Origin of the sequence: Zestomonas carbonaria, from assembly GCF_904061905.1 — a bacterium.
GTDB classification, from domain to species: Bacteria; Pseudomonadota; Gammaproteobacteria; order Pseudomonadales; family Pseudomonadaceae; genus Aquipseudomonas; species Aquipseudomonas carbonaria.
Map to the genome: position 1 here is coordinate 19,097 of NZ_CAJFCI010000056.1, position 13,498 is coordinate 32,594.

A 13,498-nucleotide genomic window follows, 5' to 3' on the forward strand; every position below is an offset into this window, starting at 1 on the left:
GCGAAGCGTTTTCCGCCAATGAGCCGGTGGATGTGAAAAACGACAACCACCCTACGACAGGAGCAAGCGATGGACCTGACACCCAGAGAAAAAGACAAGCTGCTGATCTTCACCGCCGGCCTGGTCGCCGAGCGGCGCCTGGCCCGCGGCCTCAGGCTCAACTACCCGGAAGCCATGGCCTACATCTCCGCCGCCCTGCTGGAAGGCGCCCGCGACGGCCAGACCGTCGCCGAGCTGATGCACTACGGCACCACCCTGCTCACCCGCGAACAGGTGATGGAAGGCGTGCCGGAAATGATCCCGGAGATCCAGATCGAAGCCACCTTCCCGGACGGCACCAAACTGGTGACCGTCCATCAACCCATCGTTTAGCGGCAAGCCACAAGCAAGAGCGGTCCGGAGCCGCTTCTACTTGCCGCTTGAAGCTTGCAGCTTGCCGCTGCGACTGAAAGGAGCCCCACCCATGATCCCCGGCGAATATCAGATCCAGGATGGCGAGATCGAACTCAATGCCGGCCGCCGCACCGTCACCCTGAGCGTGGCCAACAGCGGCGACCGGCCGATCCAGGTCGGCTCGCACTACCACTTCTTCGAAACCAACGACGCCCTCGCCTTCGACCGCGCCACCGCGCGCGGCATGCGCCTGAACATCCCGGCTGGCACCGCGGTGCGCTTCGAACCGGGCCAGAGCCGCGAGGTCGAGCTGGTCGAAATGACCGGCCTGCGCCGCGTATACGGCTTCGCCGGGCGGGTGATGGGAAATCTGTAAAGCCGATAAGAGCCGATAAGAGCGCTGGAGGCTGGACGAGGGAGTTGCTTTTTCGTTCAGCCTTCAGCCTCTAGCCTCCAGCGAACCGAGGGAAATAGGATCATGAAAATCAGTCGTCAGGCTTATGCCGACATGTTCGGCCCCACCGTCGGCGACAAGGTGCGCCTGGCCGACACCGACCTGTGGCTCGAAGTGGAACAGGACTTCACCACCTACGGCGAGGAAGTGAAGTTCGGCGGCGGCAAGGTGATCCGCGACGGCATGGGCCAGAGCCAGCTCGATGCCGCCGAGGTGGTCGACACGCTGATCACCAACGCGCTGATCATCGACCACTGGGGCATCGTAAAGGCCGACGTCGGCCTCAAGGACGGGCGCATCGCCGCCATCGGCAAGGCCGGCAACCCGGACATCCAGCCGGACGTCACCATCGCCGTCGGCGGCGCCACCGAAGTGATCGCCGGCGAAGGCATGATCCTCACCGCCGGCGGTATCGACACCCACATCCACTTCATCTGCCCGCAGCAGATCGAAGAAGCGCTGATGAGCGGCACCACCACCATGATCGGCGGCGGCACGGGACCTGCCACCGGCACCTACGCCACCACCGTGACCCCCGGTCCCTGGCACATGGCGAACATGCTCCAGGCCGCCGACGCCTTCCCGATGAACATCGGTTTCACCGGCAAGGGCAACGTCTCGCTGCCGCAGCCCCTGATCGAACAGATCGAGACCGGCGCCATCGGCCTCAAGCTGCACGAGGACTGGGGCACCACCCCGGCGGCCATCGACAACTGCCTGGCGGTCGCCGACCGCTACGACATCCAGGTGGCGATCCACACCGACACCCTGAACGAATCCGGCTTCGTCGAAACCACCCTCGGCGCGTTCAAGGGCCGCACCATCCACACCTACCACACCGAGGGCGCCGGCGGCGGCCACGCGCCGGACATCATCAAGGCCTGCGGCCTGCCCAACGTGCTGCCCAGCTCGACCAACCCGACCCGACCGTTCACCCGCAACACCATCGACGAACACCTCGACATGCTGATGGTCTGCCACCACCTCGACCCGAGCATCGCCGAGGACGTGGCCTTCGCCGAATCGCGCATCCGCCGCGAGACCATCGCCGCCGAAGACATCCTCCATGACCTCGGCGCCTTCTCCATGATCAGCTCCGACAGCCAGGCCATGGGCCGGGTCGGCGAAGTGATCACCCGCTGCTGGCAGACCGCCGACAAGATGAAGAAGCAACGCGGCCCGCTGCCCGAGGATGCCCCCGGCAACGACAACTTCCGCATCAAGCGCTACATCGCCAAGTACACCATCAACCCGGCGATCACCCACGGCATCGCCCACGAAGTCGGCTCCATCGAAGTCGGCAAGTGGGCCGACCTGGTGCTCTGGCGCCCGGCCTTCTTCGGCGTCAAGCCGACGCTGATCCTCAAGGGCGGCGCCATCGCCGCCAGCCTGATGGGCGACGCCAATGCCTCGATCCCTACGCCGCAGCCGGTGCACTACCGGCCGATGTTCGGCAGCTACGCCGGCATGCGCCACGCCACCAGCCTGACCTTCATCAGCCAGGCGGCGCACGACGCGGGCGTTCCCGAGCGGCTGGGGTTGAAGAAGAAGATCGCCGTGGTCAAGGGCTGCCGCACGGTGCAGAAGAGCGACCTGATCCACAACGGCTACCTGCCGGACATCGAGGTCGATCCGCAGACCTACCAGGTCAAGGCCGACGGCCAGTTGCTCTGGTGCGAGCCGGCCGAAGTGCTGCCGATGGCGCAGCGGTACTTCCTGTTCTGACACATCTCCCGGCCCCGCCGGGCCGGGACGAACGCATCATGCGAGGTGGCACCATGCGCAGGCGCCGCCTCGCCTCCGGTGTGCACGACGTACCCCTTCTCCTCCCGCGCCGAACCCAAGGCTTTTCTGAAAGCTCCGATAAGAAAACCTGTGTCCGTTCAACAGGGGAACCCGAGCCTTACGCTACGAACGCCAACGTGCTCGCCCAACCAGAACAATAAGGACACTCGATGAAACGACTGACCGCCGCCCTCATGCTGTGGCTGAGCGTCGCATCCTATGCGGAGGCAAACCAGCCGATCACCCTGGGACTGAACTATCCACGCACCGGTAGCTACCAGAAGGAAGGACTTGCCCAGATGCGCGGAGCGCTGATGGCCATCGACGAGATCAACGCCAAGGGCGGCGTGCTCGGCCGGCCGTTGCGGCTTTCCAGCTACGACAGCGGATCACGCGTCAGGAGAGCGATACAGAATGTCGACAAGCTGGCCGACGAAGGCGCGGCCATGCTGTTCGGCGGCTCCTCCAGCGCGGTCGCCATCGCCGCCGGCAAGCGCGCCCGCGAACGCGGCCTGCTCTACTTCGGCACCCTCACCTACTCCAACGACACCACCGGCAAGGACGGCCACCGCTACATGTTCCGCGAGAGCAACAACGCCTGGATGAGCGCCCGCGTGCTGGGCCAGTACCTGGCCGGACAGTACCCGGGCCAGCGCTACTTCTACGTCACCTCCGACTACACCTGGGGCCACACCACCGAAGCCTCGCTGCGCCAGACCACCGGCAGCCAGGACCTCGCCAGGCATCCGGGACGGCGCATACCGTTCCCCGGCATCAGCCTGGCCAATTACCGGGACGCCCTCACCCAGGCCGCCGCCAGCGACGCGCAGATCCTCGCCCTGGTGCTGTTCGGAGAAGACCTGGTGCGCGCCATGCGCGTCGCCCATGACCTGGGCCTTACAAAACGCATGCAGATCGTGGTGCCCAACCTGACCCACCATATGGTCGAACAGGCCGGGCCAACCATCATGGCCGGCGTCATCGGCACCGAGCCCTGGACCTGGCGAGTGCCGGAGAAGGAAAACAGCGCGCGTGGCCAGGCCTTCGTCGCCGAATTCGTCAAGCGCTACCAGACGTACCCATCCAGTTCGGCGGCCTCGGCCTACAGCATCGTCTACCAATGGGCGGACGCCGTGCAGCGCGCCCGCAGCCTGAACAGCGAAGCGCTGATCCGTGCCCTGGAAGGCCACCGCTACAGCCTGCTCAAGGGCGAACAGGAGTGGCGCGCCTTCGACCACCAGAACGTGCAGCGCATCTACGCGGTGCGGGTCAAACCGCGCGAAGAGGTGATGAAGGACCCGCTCAAGCAGGACTACTTCGAGATCGTCCACCAACTGGATGGCGAATATGGCGCGCCGAGCCTGGAGGAATGGCAGGCGGAACGCCGCGCGGCCGGGCAACCACCCGCCCTGATGTGAATACGACCGGCCCCGCCTCTCACGGCGTGGGCCCGCCCTGTTCGACAGGCATGGCCCCACGACTTCGCCGAAATGCGAACCAGGCCACCCGGCATTCGACCAATAGCTGATGCCGCTGCACGGCGCCAAGGCGTAAAACCGCGCTTGTCCAACAATAACAACAGGGACAAGCAATGAAACGACTGACCGCCGCCCTCGCGTTGTGGCTCGGCATCGGCGCCTGTGTGCAAGCCGCCGAACCGATCACCCTGGGGCTCAACTACCCGCGCACCGGCAGCTACAAGGAGGAGGGGCTGGCCCAGATGCACGGCGCGTTGCTGGCCATCGACGAGATCAACGCCAGGGGCGGCGTGCTCGGCCGGTCGCTGCGACTGTCCAGCCACGACAGCGGCTCCAGCGTCGAAAAGGCCGTGCGCAACGTCGACAAGCTGGCCGACGATGGCGCGGCCATGCTGTTCGGCGGCGCCTCCAGCGCCATCGCCATCGCCGCCGGCAAGCGCGCCCGCGAACGCGGCCTGCTCTACTTCGGCACCCTCACCTACTCCAACGACACCACCGGCAAGGATGGCCACCGCTACATGTTCCGCGAGAGCAACAACGCCTGGATGAGCGCTCGCGTGCTGGGCCAGTACCTCGCCGGGCAATATCCGAACCGCCGCTACTTCTACGTCACCTCCGACTACACCTGGGGCCACACCACCGAGACATCGCTGCGCCAGACCACCGGCAGCCTGGACGGCGCCCGCCACCCTGGCGTACGCGTGCCATTCCCCGGCGCGCACCTGGCCGACTACCGCGACGCCCTCACCCAGGCCGCCGCCAGCGACGCGCAGATCCTCGCCCTGGTGCTGTTCGGCGAAGACCTGGTGCGTGCCATGCGCATCGCCCACGACCTGGGCCTGACGCAACGCATGCAGATCGTGGTGCCCAACCTCACCCAGCACATGGTCGAACAGGCCGGGCCGGGCATCATGGCCGGCGTCATCGGCACCGAGCCCTGGACCTGGCGGGTACCGGAGAAGGAAAACAGCGCGCGCGGCCAGGCCTTCGTCGCCGAATTCGTCAAGCGCTACCAGACGTACCCGTCCAGCTCGGCGGCCTCGGCCTACAGCATCGTCCACCAGTGGGCGGACGCCGCGCAGCGCGCCCGCAGCCTGGACAGCGAAGCGCTGGTCCGTGCCCTGGAAGGTCATCGCTACAGCCTGCTCAAGGGCGAGCAGGAATGGCGCGCCTTCGACCACCAGAACGTCCAGCGCATCTACGCGGTACGGGTCAAACCGCGCGAAGAAGTGATGAAGGACCCGCTCAAGCAGGACTACTTCGAGATCGTCCACCAACTGGATGGCGAGCACGGCGCGCCGAACCTGGAGGAATGGCAGGCGGAGCGTCGCGCGGCCGGGCAGCCGACCCGCCTGATGTGACGTGATCGGACGAACGCACGACGCTCCGGGCTGAAAGCGGGCCGCGGCTCGCGTAAACTGCGCGGCCGTTTTTTCCGGAGCCGTCCGCGCCATGCCCCACGCCCAGCCCGCCAACGCCCTCGGCATCGACTTCGGCACCTCCAACTCAACCGTCGGCTGGTGGCGGCCCGGCGTCGAGCCGCTGATCACCCTGGAGGACGGCAAGCCCACCCTGCCCTCGGTGGTGTTCTTCAACAGCGAGGAACGCCGCCCGGTGTACGGACGCCAGGCGCTGCACGAATACCTGGAAGGCTACGAAGGCCGCCTGATGCGCTCTCTGAAGAGCCTGCTCGGTTCCAGCCTGCTGAAGAGCGAGACGACCGTGCTGGGCAGCGCGCTGCCGTTCAAGGAACTGCTGCGCCTGTTCATCGGCCAGCTCAAGCAGCGCGCCGAAACGGCGGCCGAACGTTCGTTCGAGCAGGTGGTGCTCGGCCGCCCGGTGTTCTTCGTCGACGACGACCCGGAGGCTGACCGCCTGGCCCAGGACACCCTGGTCGAAGTGGCGCGGAAACTCGGCTTCAAGGACGTCTCCTTCCAGTACGAACCGCTCGCCGCGGCCTTCGATTACGAACGCGGCATCGACCGCGAGGAACTGGTGCTGATCGTCGACATCGGCGGCGGCACCTCGGACTTCTCCCTGGTCCGCCTCGCCCCGGAACGCCGCGAGGTGACCGATCGCTCGGCGGACATCCTGGCCACCGGCGGCGTGCACATCGGCGGCACCGACTTCGACAAGCAGCTCAGCCTGCAGGGCGTGATGCCGCTGTTCGGCTACGGCAGCCGGATGAAGAGCGACGCGCCGATGCCCACCAGCTACCACCTCAACCTCGCCACCTGGCACACCATCAACGCGGTGTACGCGCAGAAGGCGCAACTGGCGCTGAAGAACATGCGCTACGACATCACCGACGGCACCGGCATCGACCGCCTGTTCAGCCTGATCGAACAGCGCGCCGGGCACTGGCTGGCGATCCAGGTGGAAGACAGCAAGATCGCCCTGACCGAGACCGAACGAGGGCGCATCGACCTCGGCCGCATCGAGCCCGGCCTGGCCGCCGACCTCGACCGCACGCTGTTCGAGAACGCCATCGACCAGCTCCTGGCACGTATCCGCGCCGGCGTGGACAAGTTGCTGGAAGATGCCGGGATCGGCGCGGAACAGGTCGACACCCTGTTCTTCACCGGCGGCTCCAGCGGCATCCCGGCCCTGCGCCGCAGCGTCGCCGCCATGCTGCCCAACGCCCGCGCGGTGGAAGGCAACCTGTTCGGCGGCATCGGCAACGGCCTGGCCATCGAAGCGAAGAAGCGCTACGGCTGACGACCGCCGCATCTCCTCAACGGTTATCCTGTCTTCCTGACGGAGGACCTACATGCAGATCTACAAAGTCGGCGGCGCCGTGCGCGACCGCCTGCTCGGCCGGCCGGTGGCGGACATCGATTGGGTGGTGGTCGGCGCCAGCGCCGAGGAAATGCAGGCCCGGGGCTTCCGCCCGGTGGGCGAGGACTTCCCGGTATTCCTCCATCCACAGACCGGCGAGGAATACGCCCTCGCCCGCACCGAACGCAAGAGCGGCCAGGGCTACGGCGGCTTCACCTTCTACGCCAGCCCGGACGTCAGCCTGGAAGAAGACCTGCTGCGCCGCGACCTGACCATCAACGCCATGGCCGAGGACGACCAGGGCCGGGTCATCGACCCTTACGGCGGCCAGCGCGACCTCGAAGCCCGCTTGCTGCGCCACGTCTCCCCGGCCTTCGCCGAGGACCCGCTGCGCGTGCTGCGCGTCGCCCGCTTCGCCGCCCGCTACGCGCCACTGGGCTTCACCGTGGCGCCGGAAACCCTGGAACTGATGCGGCAACTCGCCGAATCCGGCGAGTTGCAGGCACTGACCGCCGAACGTAGCTGGAAGGAAATCTCCCGCGCGCTGCTGGAGCCGAGGCCGGACGTGTTCATCCAGGTGCTGCGCGATTGCGGCGCCCTCGCGGAACTGCTGCCCGAGCTGGACGCCCTGTTCGGCGTGCCGCAGCCGGCGGCCCACCACCCGGAGATCGATACCGGCGTGCATACCCTGGCCGTCTTGCGCCAGTGCGCCGAGCACCATCAGCCGCTCACCGTGCGCTGGGCCTGCCTGCTCCACGACCTGGGCAAGGGGCTGACGCCGGAAAGCGAGTGGCCACGGCATATCGCCCACGAACACCGAGGGGTGAGGCTGATCGGCGAGGTCAACCAGCGCTGCAAGGCGCCCAGGGATTGCGCGGAACTGGCCATGCTGGTCGGCGAGTTCCACACCCACGGCCACCGCGCCCTGGAGCTGCGCCCGAACACCCTGCTGGAGTTGCTGCAACGCTTCGACATCTACCGCCGCCCGCAGCGCTTCGAGGAATTCATCGCCGCCTGCGAGATGGACGCCCGTGGCCGTCTCGGCCTGGAGCAGCGCGACTACCCGCAGGCCGACTACCTGCGTGGCGCCGCCGCAGCCGCTCGCGCGGTGAGCGTGCAACCGTTGCTGGAAAAAGGTCTGAAAGGCGCCGAGCTGGGCGAGGCACTGTCCCGCGAACGGCTGAAGGCACTCAAGGCCTACAAGGAAGCCCGCACCCCGTAGGCGAGCCATGCCCGCGACCCACGCGCAGGCTCCCCACGCCACCGCCCCCACGTCATCTCCGCGAACGCGGGGACCCAATAGAAAGCCGAAAAACCTACGCCAGCGCCGGATAGGCCTGCAGCAGCTCCACCGGCGTCAGCTCGGCACCGCGCCACTGGAACGCCACCGGCCACAGCCGCTGCTCGCTGCGCATCCCGCGCCACAGCTCGGCAAACGACTGGCCCGCGCCGGGATACAGCTTCTCGGGCGCCAGCAGCGCCAGCGGCCAGAGCACGAAGGCGTTCCTGAGGATTTCCGGTCGCGGCAGCACCAGTCCGTCGAAGTTGCCGACCTGCTCGCCGTACAACAGCACGTCGATGTCCAGCGGCAGGCCCTTGCGGTTCGGCGCGTAGCGGCCGTTGTCCGCCTCGATGATCTTCAGGCGGCGATCCAGCTCGTGCAGCGGCAGGTCGGTGAGCGCCGTCACCGCCAGGTTATAGAAGGGCCCGCTCTTGATGCCCACCGCCTCGCTCTCGAACACCGGCGAACAGCGCAGGTCGTGGAGGAAGCCGGCCAGCGCATCCAGGCCGGCGGCGATATGTTCCTCGCGCTGGCTGTTGCTGCCCACGCCGAGGAAAACCGGGGTCAGCGACATCCGCGCTCGATCTCCACACCGACTCCCCTCGCCGCCGGATTGGCGCCCGGCTTGGTCACCCGCAGGCGCAGCCAGGTGATGCCGAACTCACTCATCAGGGCCGCCGCCAGGCGCTCGGCGAAAGTCTCCACCAGCTCGAAGCGTGCCGCGCGGGCGAACGCCTCGATGCTCGCCGATACGCTGGCATAGTCCAGCGCCTTGCCAAGGTCGTCCTCGGCGGCTGGCGCGCTGACGTCCCAGGCGAAGGTCAGGTCCAGGCGCAGGCACTGGCGGATGTCGCGCTCCCAGTCGTAGGCCCCGATCAGGGTGTCGACTTCCAGCCCCTCGATAAATACGTTGTCCAACCGCTCCGCTCCACAAGAAGGGTCAACGCCCCGTCGCAGGCTGCCGAATCTCCACCTGCGCTGCCAATACCACGTCAGAATGGCCCCGGGCCGCTCATCTACAGCTCGCAAACTCCGCGCCCCGGCCATTCTGGCCTTGTCCCGGCGGCTTCGCCTACGTTTTTCAACGGCCTGCTAGAATCAGGGCCACCCTGCCCGGAATGGATACCATGTTTTGGCTTCTGGCGATCCTCGCCTACCTGCTTGGCTCGCTGTCCTTCGCCATCCTGCTCAGCCGCCTCAGCGGCGGCCCGGACCCTCGCGCCAGCGGTTCGGGCAACCCCGGCGCCACCAACATGCTGCGCGTCGCCGGCAGGAAACTCGCCATCCTCACCCTGCTCGGCGACCTGCTCAAGGGCCTGCTGCCGGTACTGGCCGCCGCCCTGTTCGGCCTCGGCGTCCAGCAACAGGCCTGGATCGGCCTCGCCGCGGTGGTCGGCCACCTCTACCCGCTGTACTTCCGCTTCCGTGGCGGCAAGGGCGTCGCCACCGCCGCCGGCGTGCTGCTCGGCATCTATCCACCCGCCGCACTGCTGGCCATCTGCGCCTGGCTGCTGGTTTTCGGCTTGACCCGTACCAGTTCGCTGGCGGCCCTGATCGCCACCCCGCTGAGCCTGCCGCTGCTGGCCTGGCAACAGGCCGGCGCGCTGCTGCCGATGACCGTGCTGACCGGCCTGATCGTCTGGCGTCACCGGCGCAATCTACGCGACCTGTTCGCCGGACGCGAACGGCACTTTTAAAGCAGCGGCAAGCCTCAAGCAGAACGCCGCGCTCACTTGCAGCTTGCAGCTTGTGGCTCGCAGCTCGGCAAGCTTTCCATCGGCCAGCGCGCGCGCACGCCGATTTCCGGGCCATCGTGCTGGCCGGCCAGCAGGCGCCGACAGCCAGCGTAGGCGATCATCGCGCCGTTGTCGGTGCAGAACGCCGGCCGGGCATAGAACACGCTCCCCTTCAGTTCGCCGAGCATGGCTTCCAGCGCCTGGCGCAGCGCGCGATTGGCGCTCACCCCGCCGGCGATCACCAGGCTGTTCAGGCCGGTCTGCTTGAGCGCGCGGCGGCACTTGATGGTCAGCGTCTCGACCACCGCCTGCTGGAACGCCAGGGCGATATCGCAGCGGGTCTGTTCGCTGTCGTCGCCAGCGGCCTGGCACTGCTGCCAGGTATTCAGGGTGAAGGTCTTCAGGCCGCTGAAGCTGAAATCCAGTCCGGGGCGGTCGGTCATCGGCCGGGGGAAAACGAAGCGGCCGGGCGTGCCACGTTCAGCCAGGCGGGCGATCTCCGGCCCGCCCGGATAGCCCAGACCGATCATCTTGGCGGTCTTGTCGAACGCCTCGCCGGCGGCATCGTCCAGCGACTCGCCGAGCAACTGGTAGCGGCCGATGCCGTCGACCCGCACCAGTTGCGTATGCCCGCCGGACACCAGGAGCGCGACGAAGGGGAATTGCGGCGGCGTCTCCTCCAGCATCGGCGCCAGCAGGTGGCCTTCCATATGATGGACGCCCAGCGCCGGCACATCCCAGGCCAGGGCCAGGGCCTGCGCGCAGGAGGCGCCGACCAGCAGCGCGCCAACCAGCCCGGGGCCGGCGGTGTAGGCGATGCCATCGATTTCGGCGACGGCCACGCCCGCCTCGCCCAGCACCTGGCGGATCAGCGGCAGCAGACGCTTGACGTGATCGCGCGACGCCAGCTCCGGCACCACCCCGCCATAGATGCGGTGCAGGTCGATCTGACTGAACAACGCGTCGGCCAGCAGGCCGCGCTCGCTATCGTAGAGAGCGACACCGGTTTCGTCGCAGGAGGTTTCCAACCCCAGCACTAGCATGGGTTCTGTGCCTTCAACACCAGCAGACCAAGAAGGCGCGCATGATAATCGCGCCCCCTTGCGCCGACCAGCGGTTTTCGATCAGAGGCTTTGCATTCCGGGCGGCGAGGCGGTAACATCCGCAACCCTTAAAACGGACGCATCCCGAGCCGACTGCCGGGAGCGCGCCCCAACACCGGTAATCAATGTAGGTACGACCTGGATGCCAGCCGTCAAAGTTAAAGAGAACGAACCCTTCGACGTAGCCCTGCGTCGCTTCAAACGCTCCTGCGAGAAAGCCGGTGTGCTGGCCGAAGTTCGCAGCCGCGAGTTCTACGAAAAGCCGACCGCCGAGCGCAAGCGCAAAGCCGCTGCCGCCGTCAAGCGTCACGCCAAGAAAGTGCAGCGCGAACAGCGCCGCGCCGTTCGCCTGTACTGATACAGCGCGCAACGCTCCGAATGCCCGGCCTGGTCCGGGCATCGCACTGCAGCAAAACCGGACTCCGCTTCGCTACCGGCGAATATGCGGAGTTTTGTTGTTTTCGCGCTTCGCTCGCGCCACTATCCTGAATCCCCATGGCCGGCCTGATCCCGCAATCCTTCATCGATGACCTGCTCAACCGCACCGACATCGTCGACGTGGTGAGTTCGCGCGTCCAGTTGAAGAAGACCGGCAAGAACTACAGCGCCTGCTGCCCGTTCCACAAGGAGAAGACCCCCTCCTTCACCGTCAGCCCGGACAAGCAGTTCTACTACTGCTTCGGCTGCGGTGCCGGCGGCAACGCCCTGGGCTTCGTCATGGACCACGACAACCTGGACTTCCCCCAGGCCGTCGAGGAACTGGCCAAGGCCGCCGGCATGGACGTGCCGCGCGAAGAAGGCAAGCGAGGCAACACGCCGCGACAGCCGACCGATTCGCCGCTCTACCCGCTGCTGACCGCCGCCGCCGACTTCTACCGCCAGGCCCTGAAGAGCCACCCGACCCGCAAGGCCGCGGTGGACTACCTGAAAGGCCGCGGCCTGACCGGCGAGATCGCCCGCGACTTCGGCCTCGGCTTCGCGCCGCCGGGCTGGGACAACCTGCTCAAGCACCTGGGCGGCGACAGCCTGCAGCAGAAGGTGATGATCGACGCCGGCCTGCTGATCGAGAACGCGGAAACCGGCAAGCGCTACGACCGCTTCCGCGACCGGGTGATGTTCCCGATCCGCGATAGCCGCGGGCGGATCATCGCCTTCGGTGGCCGGGTACTGGGCGACGACAAGCCGAAATACCTGAACTCGCCGGAAACCCCGGTATTCCACAAGGGCCAGGAGCTCTACGGCCTGTTCGAGGCACGCAAGCACAACCGCAATCTCGACGAGATCATGGTGGTCGAAGGCTACATGGACGTCATCGCCCTCGCCCAGCAGGGCCTGCGCAACGCCGTCGCAACCCTCGGCACCGCCACCAGCGAGGAACACGTCAAGCGCCTGTTCCGCATCGTGCCCAGCATCCTGTTCTGCTTCGACGGCGACCAGGCCGGACGCAACGCCGCCTGGCGCGCCCTGGAATCCACCCTGCCGAGCCTGCAGGACGGCCGCCGCGCGCGCTTCCTGTTCCTGCCCGATGGCGAAGACCCGGATACGTTGGTGCGCAGCGAAGGCACCGACGCGTTCCGCGCCCGCATCAACCAGCATGCCCAACCGCTGGCCGACTACTTCTTCCAGCACCTGATGGAGGAAGCCGACCCGCGCTCGCTGGAGGGCAAGGCGCATCTGGTCACCCTGGCCGCGCCGCTGCTCGACAAGATCCCCGGCGCCAACCTGCGCACGCTGATGCGCCAGCGCCTCGGCGAAATCACCGGCCTCAACGGCGAAGCGCTCGGCCAACTGGCGCAGAACGCGCCGTCGCCCGCGCCGACCAGCGAGCCGCCCGTCGGCTCCTACGACTACTACGATGCCCAGCCGGATTACGGCGATATCGCCGACTACTCCCAGCACATCGAGCCGCCCGCCGAAGCCTACGAAACGAAGAAGACCTGGCAGAAAGGCGACGGCAAAGGCTGGAAGAAAGATGGCAAATGGAAGAAGGGTGATCGCGACGCCACGCCGCGCAAACCACGCGAACCGATCAAGGTCGAATCGCCGACCCTGACCGCGCTGCGCACCCTGCTGCATCATCCGAAACTCGCCCACAAGGTCGAGGATGTCAGCCATTTCGCCGGCGAAGACGACACGTATGCACAATTACTGGTCGCCCTGCTCGGCGCCCTGCAGAAAAATCCGAAACTGCGCTCCCTGCAGTTGATCGCCCGCTGGCACGGCACCGAACAGGGCCGTCTGCTCAAGGCGCTGGCGGAGAAAGAATGGCTTATCAGCGCCGACAACCTTGAACAACAGTTTTTCGACACTATAACTAGTCTTGCCGCCCGCCAACGCGAGCGCAGCCTGGAGCAATTGCTCCGCAAAGCGCGTAACAGCGAGTTGAGCGCAGAGGAAAAATCCGAGCTGCGCGACCTCCTCAGCCGCAACGCTTCCACCATCACGCCGAGCCCAACTGGCGCGTGACGCCTGTGCTCGGCTATAATGGT

General features: G+C 66.8%; 13 protein-coding genes. 10 read left to right on the top strand and 3 right to left on the bottom strand.

Features of this window, described 5'->3' with window-relative positions; translation table 11 throughout:
• Positions 1-69 precede the first annotated feature (69 nt).
• From ureA to PSEWESI4_RS14110, 7 genes are all read left to right on the top strand, one after another.
• The gene (ureA, locus tag PSEWESI4_RS14080) at positions 70-372 is read left to right on the top strand and encodes an urease subunit gamma (protein WP_187671843.1); all 303 of its coding nucleotides are present in this window, start codon (positions 70-72) and stop codon (positions 370-372) included.
• 91 nt (positions 373-463) lie between these two features.
• The gene (locus tag PSEWESI4_RS14085) at positions 464-769 is read left to right on the top strand and encodes an urease subunit beta (protein WP_187671844.1); all 306 of its coding nucleotides are present in this window, start codon (positions 464-466) and stop codon (positions 767-769) included.
• 102 nt (positions 770-871) lie between these two features.
• The gene (ureC, locus tag PSEWESI4_RS14090; protein ID WP_187671845.1) at positions 872-2,572 is read left to right on the top strand and encodes an urease subunit alpha; all 1,701 of its coding nucleotides are present in this window, start codon (positions 872-874) and stop codon (positions 2,570-2,572) included.
• Positions 2,573-2,802: 230 nt separating this feature from the next.
• Positions 2,803-4,050, top strand: a complete 1,248-nt coding sequence (locus PSEWESI4_RS14095) for an ABC transporter substrate-binding protein (protein ID WP_187671846.1) — start codon at positions 2,803-2,805, stop codon at positions 4,048-4,050.
• A 173-nt stretch (positions 4,051-4,223) separates the two neighbouring features.
• Positions 4,224-5,471 (top strand): ABC transporter substrate-binding protein, encoded by a 1,248-nt coding sequence (locus PSEWESI4_RS14100; RefSeq protein WP_187671847.1) that lies wholly within the window; start codon positions 4,224-4,226, stop codon positions 5,469-5,471.
• Positions 5,472-5,562: 91 nt separating this feature from the next.
• Complete coding sequence (locus PSEWESI4_RS14105; protein WP_187671848.1) at positions 5,563-6,828, top strand: Hsp70 family protein; 1,266 nt, start codon at positions 5,563-5,565, stop codon at positions 6,826-6,828.
• A 52-nt stretch (positions 6,829-6,880) separates the two neighbouring features.
• Positions 6,881-8,110 (top strand): multifunctional CCA addition/repair protein, encoded by a 1,230-nt coding sequence (locus PSEWESI4_RS14110; protein ID WP_187671849.1) that lies wholly within the window; start codon positions 6,881-6,883, stop codon positions 8,108-8,110.
• A gap of 94 nt (positions 8,111-8,204) precedes the next feature.
• Here PSEWESI4_RS14110 and folK read toward each other — a convergent pair whose 3' ends face one another.
• Together folK and folB are read right to left on the bottom strand one after the other, a co-directional pair.
• Positions 8,205-8,744: a 2-amino-4-hydroxy-6-hydroxymethyldihydropteridine diphosphokinase gene (gene folK, locus PSEWESI4_RS14115; protein WP_187671850.1), complete on the bottom strand. Its 540-nt coding sequence runs from the start codon at positions 8,742-8,744 to the stop codon at positions 8,205-8,207.
• Positions 8,735-9,088, bottom strand: a complete 354-nt coding sequence (folB, locus tag PSEWESI4_RS14120) for a dihydroneopterin aldolase (RefSeq protein WP_187671851.1) — start codon at positions 9,086-9,088, stop codon at positions 8,735-8,737. Before folB ends, folK begins: the two co-directional genes overlap by 10 nt.
• Before the next feature lie 209 nt (positions 9,089-9,297).
• Between folB and plsY the strand changes: the two genes are divergently transcribed.
• Complete coding sequence (gene plsY / locus PSEWESI4_RS14125; protein WP_187671852.1) at positions 9,298-9,867, top strand: glycerol-3-phosphate 1-O-acyltransferase PlsY; 570 nt, start codon at positions 9,298-9,300, stop codon at positions 9,865-9,867.
• Between the two features lie 32 nt (positions 9,868-9,899).
• Here the strand turns inward: plsY and tsaD are convergent, their stop codons facing one another.
• Positions 9,900-10,949: a tRNA (adenosine(37)-N6)-threonylcarbamoyltransferase complex transferase subunit TsaD gene (tsaD, locus tag PSEWESI4_RS14130; protein WP_187671853.1), complete on the bottom strand. Its 1,050-nt coding sequence runs from the start codon at positions 10,947-10,949 to the stop codon at positions 9,900-9,902.
• Positions 10,950-11,151: 202 nt separating this feature from the next.
• Here tsaD and rpsU point away from each other — a divergent pair, with 202 nt between their 5' ends.
• Both rpsU and dnaG read left to right on the top strand, forming a co-directional pair.
• The gene (gene rpsU, locus PSEWESI4_RS14135; RefSeq protein WP_003255575.1) at positions 11,152-11,367 is read left to right on the top strand and encodes a 30S ribosomal protein S21; all 216 of its coding nucleotides are present in this window, start codon (positions 11,152-11,154) and stop codon (positions 11,365-11,367) included.
• Positions 11,368-11,504: 137 nt separating this feature from the next.
• A complete protein-coding gene (dnaG, locus tag PSEWESI4_RS14140; RefSeq protein WP_187671854.1) occupies positions 11,505-13,475 on the top strand; it encodes a DNA primase in 1,971 nt (656 codons plus the stop codon).
• Positions 13,476-13,498 lie beyond the last annotated feature (23 nt).

Excerpts from the sequence above, each read along its gene's own strand:
- PSEWESI4_RS14095 (WP_187671846.1), top strand. The coding sequence starts at position 2,803 with ATGAAACGACTGACCGCCGCCCTCATGCTGTGGCTGAGCGTCGCATCC.
- PSEWESI4_RS14100 (WP_187671847.1), top strand. The coding sequence starts at position 4,224 with ATGAAACGACTGACCGCCGCCCTCGCGTTGTGGCTCGGCATCGGCGCC.
- dnaG (WP_187671854.1), top strand. The coding sequence starts at position 11,505 with ATGGCCGGCCTGATCCCGCAATCCTTCATCGATGACCTGCTCAACCGC.
- PSEWESI4_RS14110 (WP_187671849.1), top strand. The coding sequence starts at position 6,881 with ATGCAGATCTACAAAGTCGGCGGCGCCGTGCGCGACCGCCTGCTCGGC.
- tsaD (WP_187671853.1), bottom strand. The coding sequence starts at position 10,949 with ATGCTAGTGCTGGGGTTGGAAACCTCCTGCGACGAAACCGGTGTCGCT.
- plsY (WP_187671852.1), top strand. The coding sequence starts at position 9,298 with ATGTTTTGGCTTCTGGCGATCCTCGCCTACCTGCTTGGCTCGCTGTCC.
- PSEWESI4_RS14105 (WP_187671848.1), top strand. The coding sequence starts at position 5,563 with ATGCCCCACGCCCAGCCCGCCAACGCCCTCGGCATCGACTTCGGCACC.
- rpsU (WP_003255575.1), top strand. The coding sequence starts at position 11,152 with ATGCCAGCCGTCAAAGTTAAAGAGAACGAACCCTTCGACGTAGCCCTG.
- ureA (WP_187671843.1), top strand. The coding sequence starts at position 70 with ATGGACCTGACACCCAGAGAAAAAGACAAGCTGCTGATCTTCACCGCC.
- ureC (WP_187671845.1), top strand. The coding sequence starts at position 872 with ATGAAAATCAGTCGTCAGGCTTATGCCGACATGTTCGGCCCCACCGTC.
- PSEWESI4_RS14085 (WP_187671844.1), top strand. The coding sequence starts at position 464 with ATGATCCCCGGCGAATATCAGATCCAGGATGGCGAGATCGAACTCAAT.
- folK (WP_187671850.1), bottom strand. The coding sequence starts at position 8,744 with ATGTCGCTGACCCCGGTTTTCCTCGGCGTGGGCAGCAACAGCCAGCGC.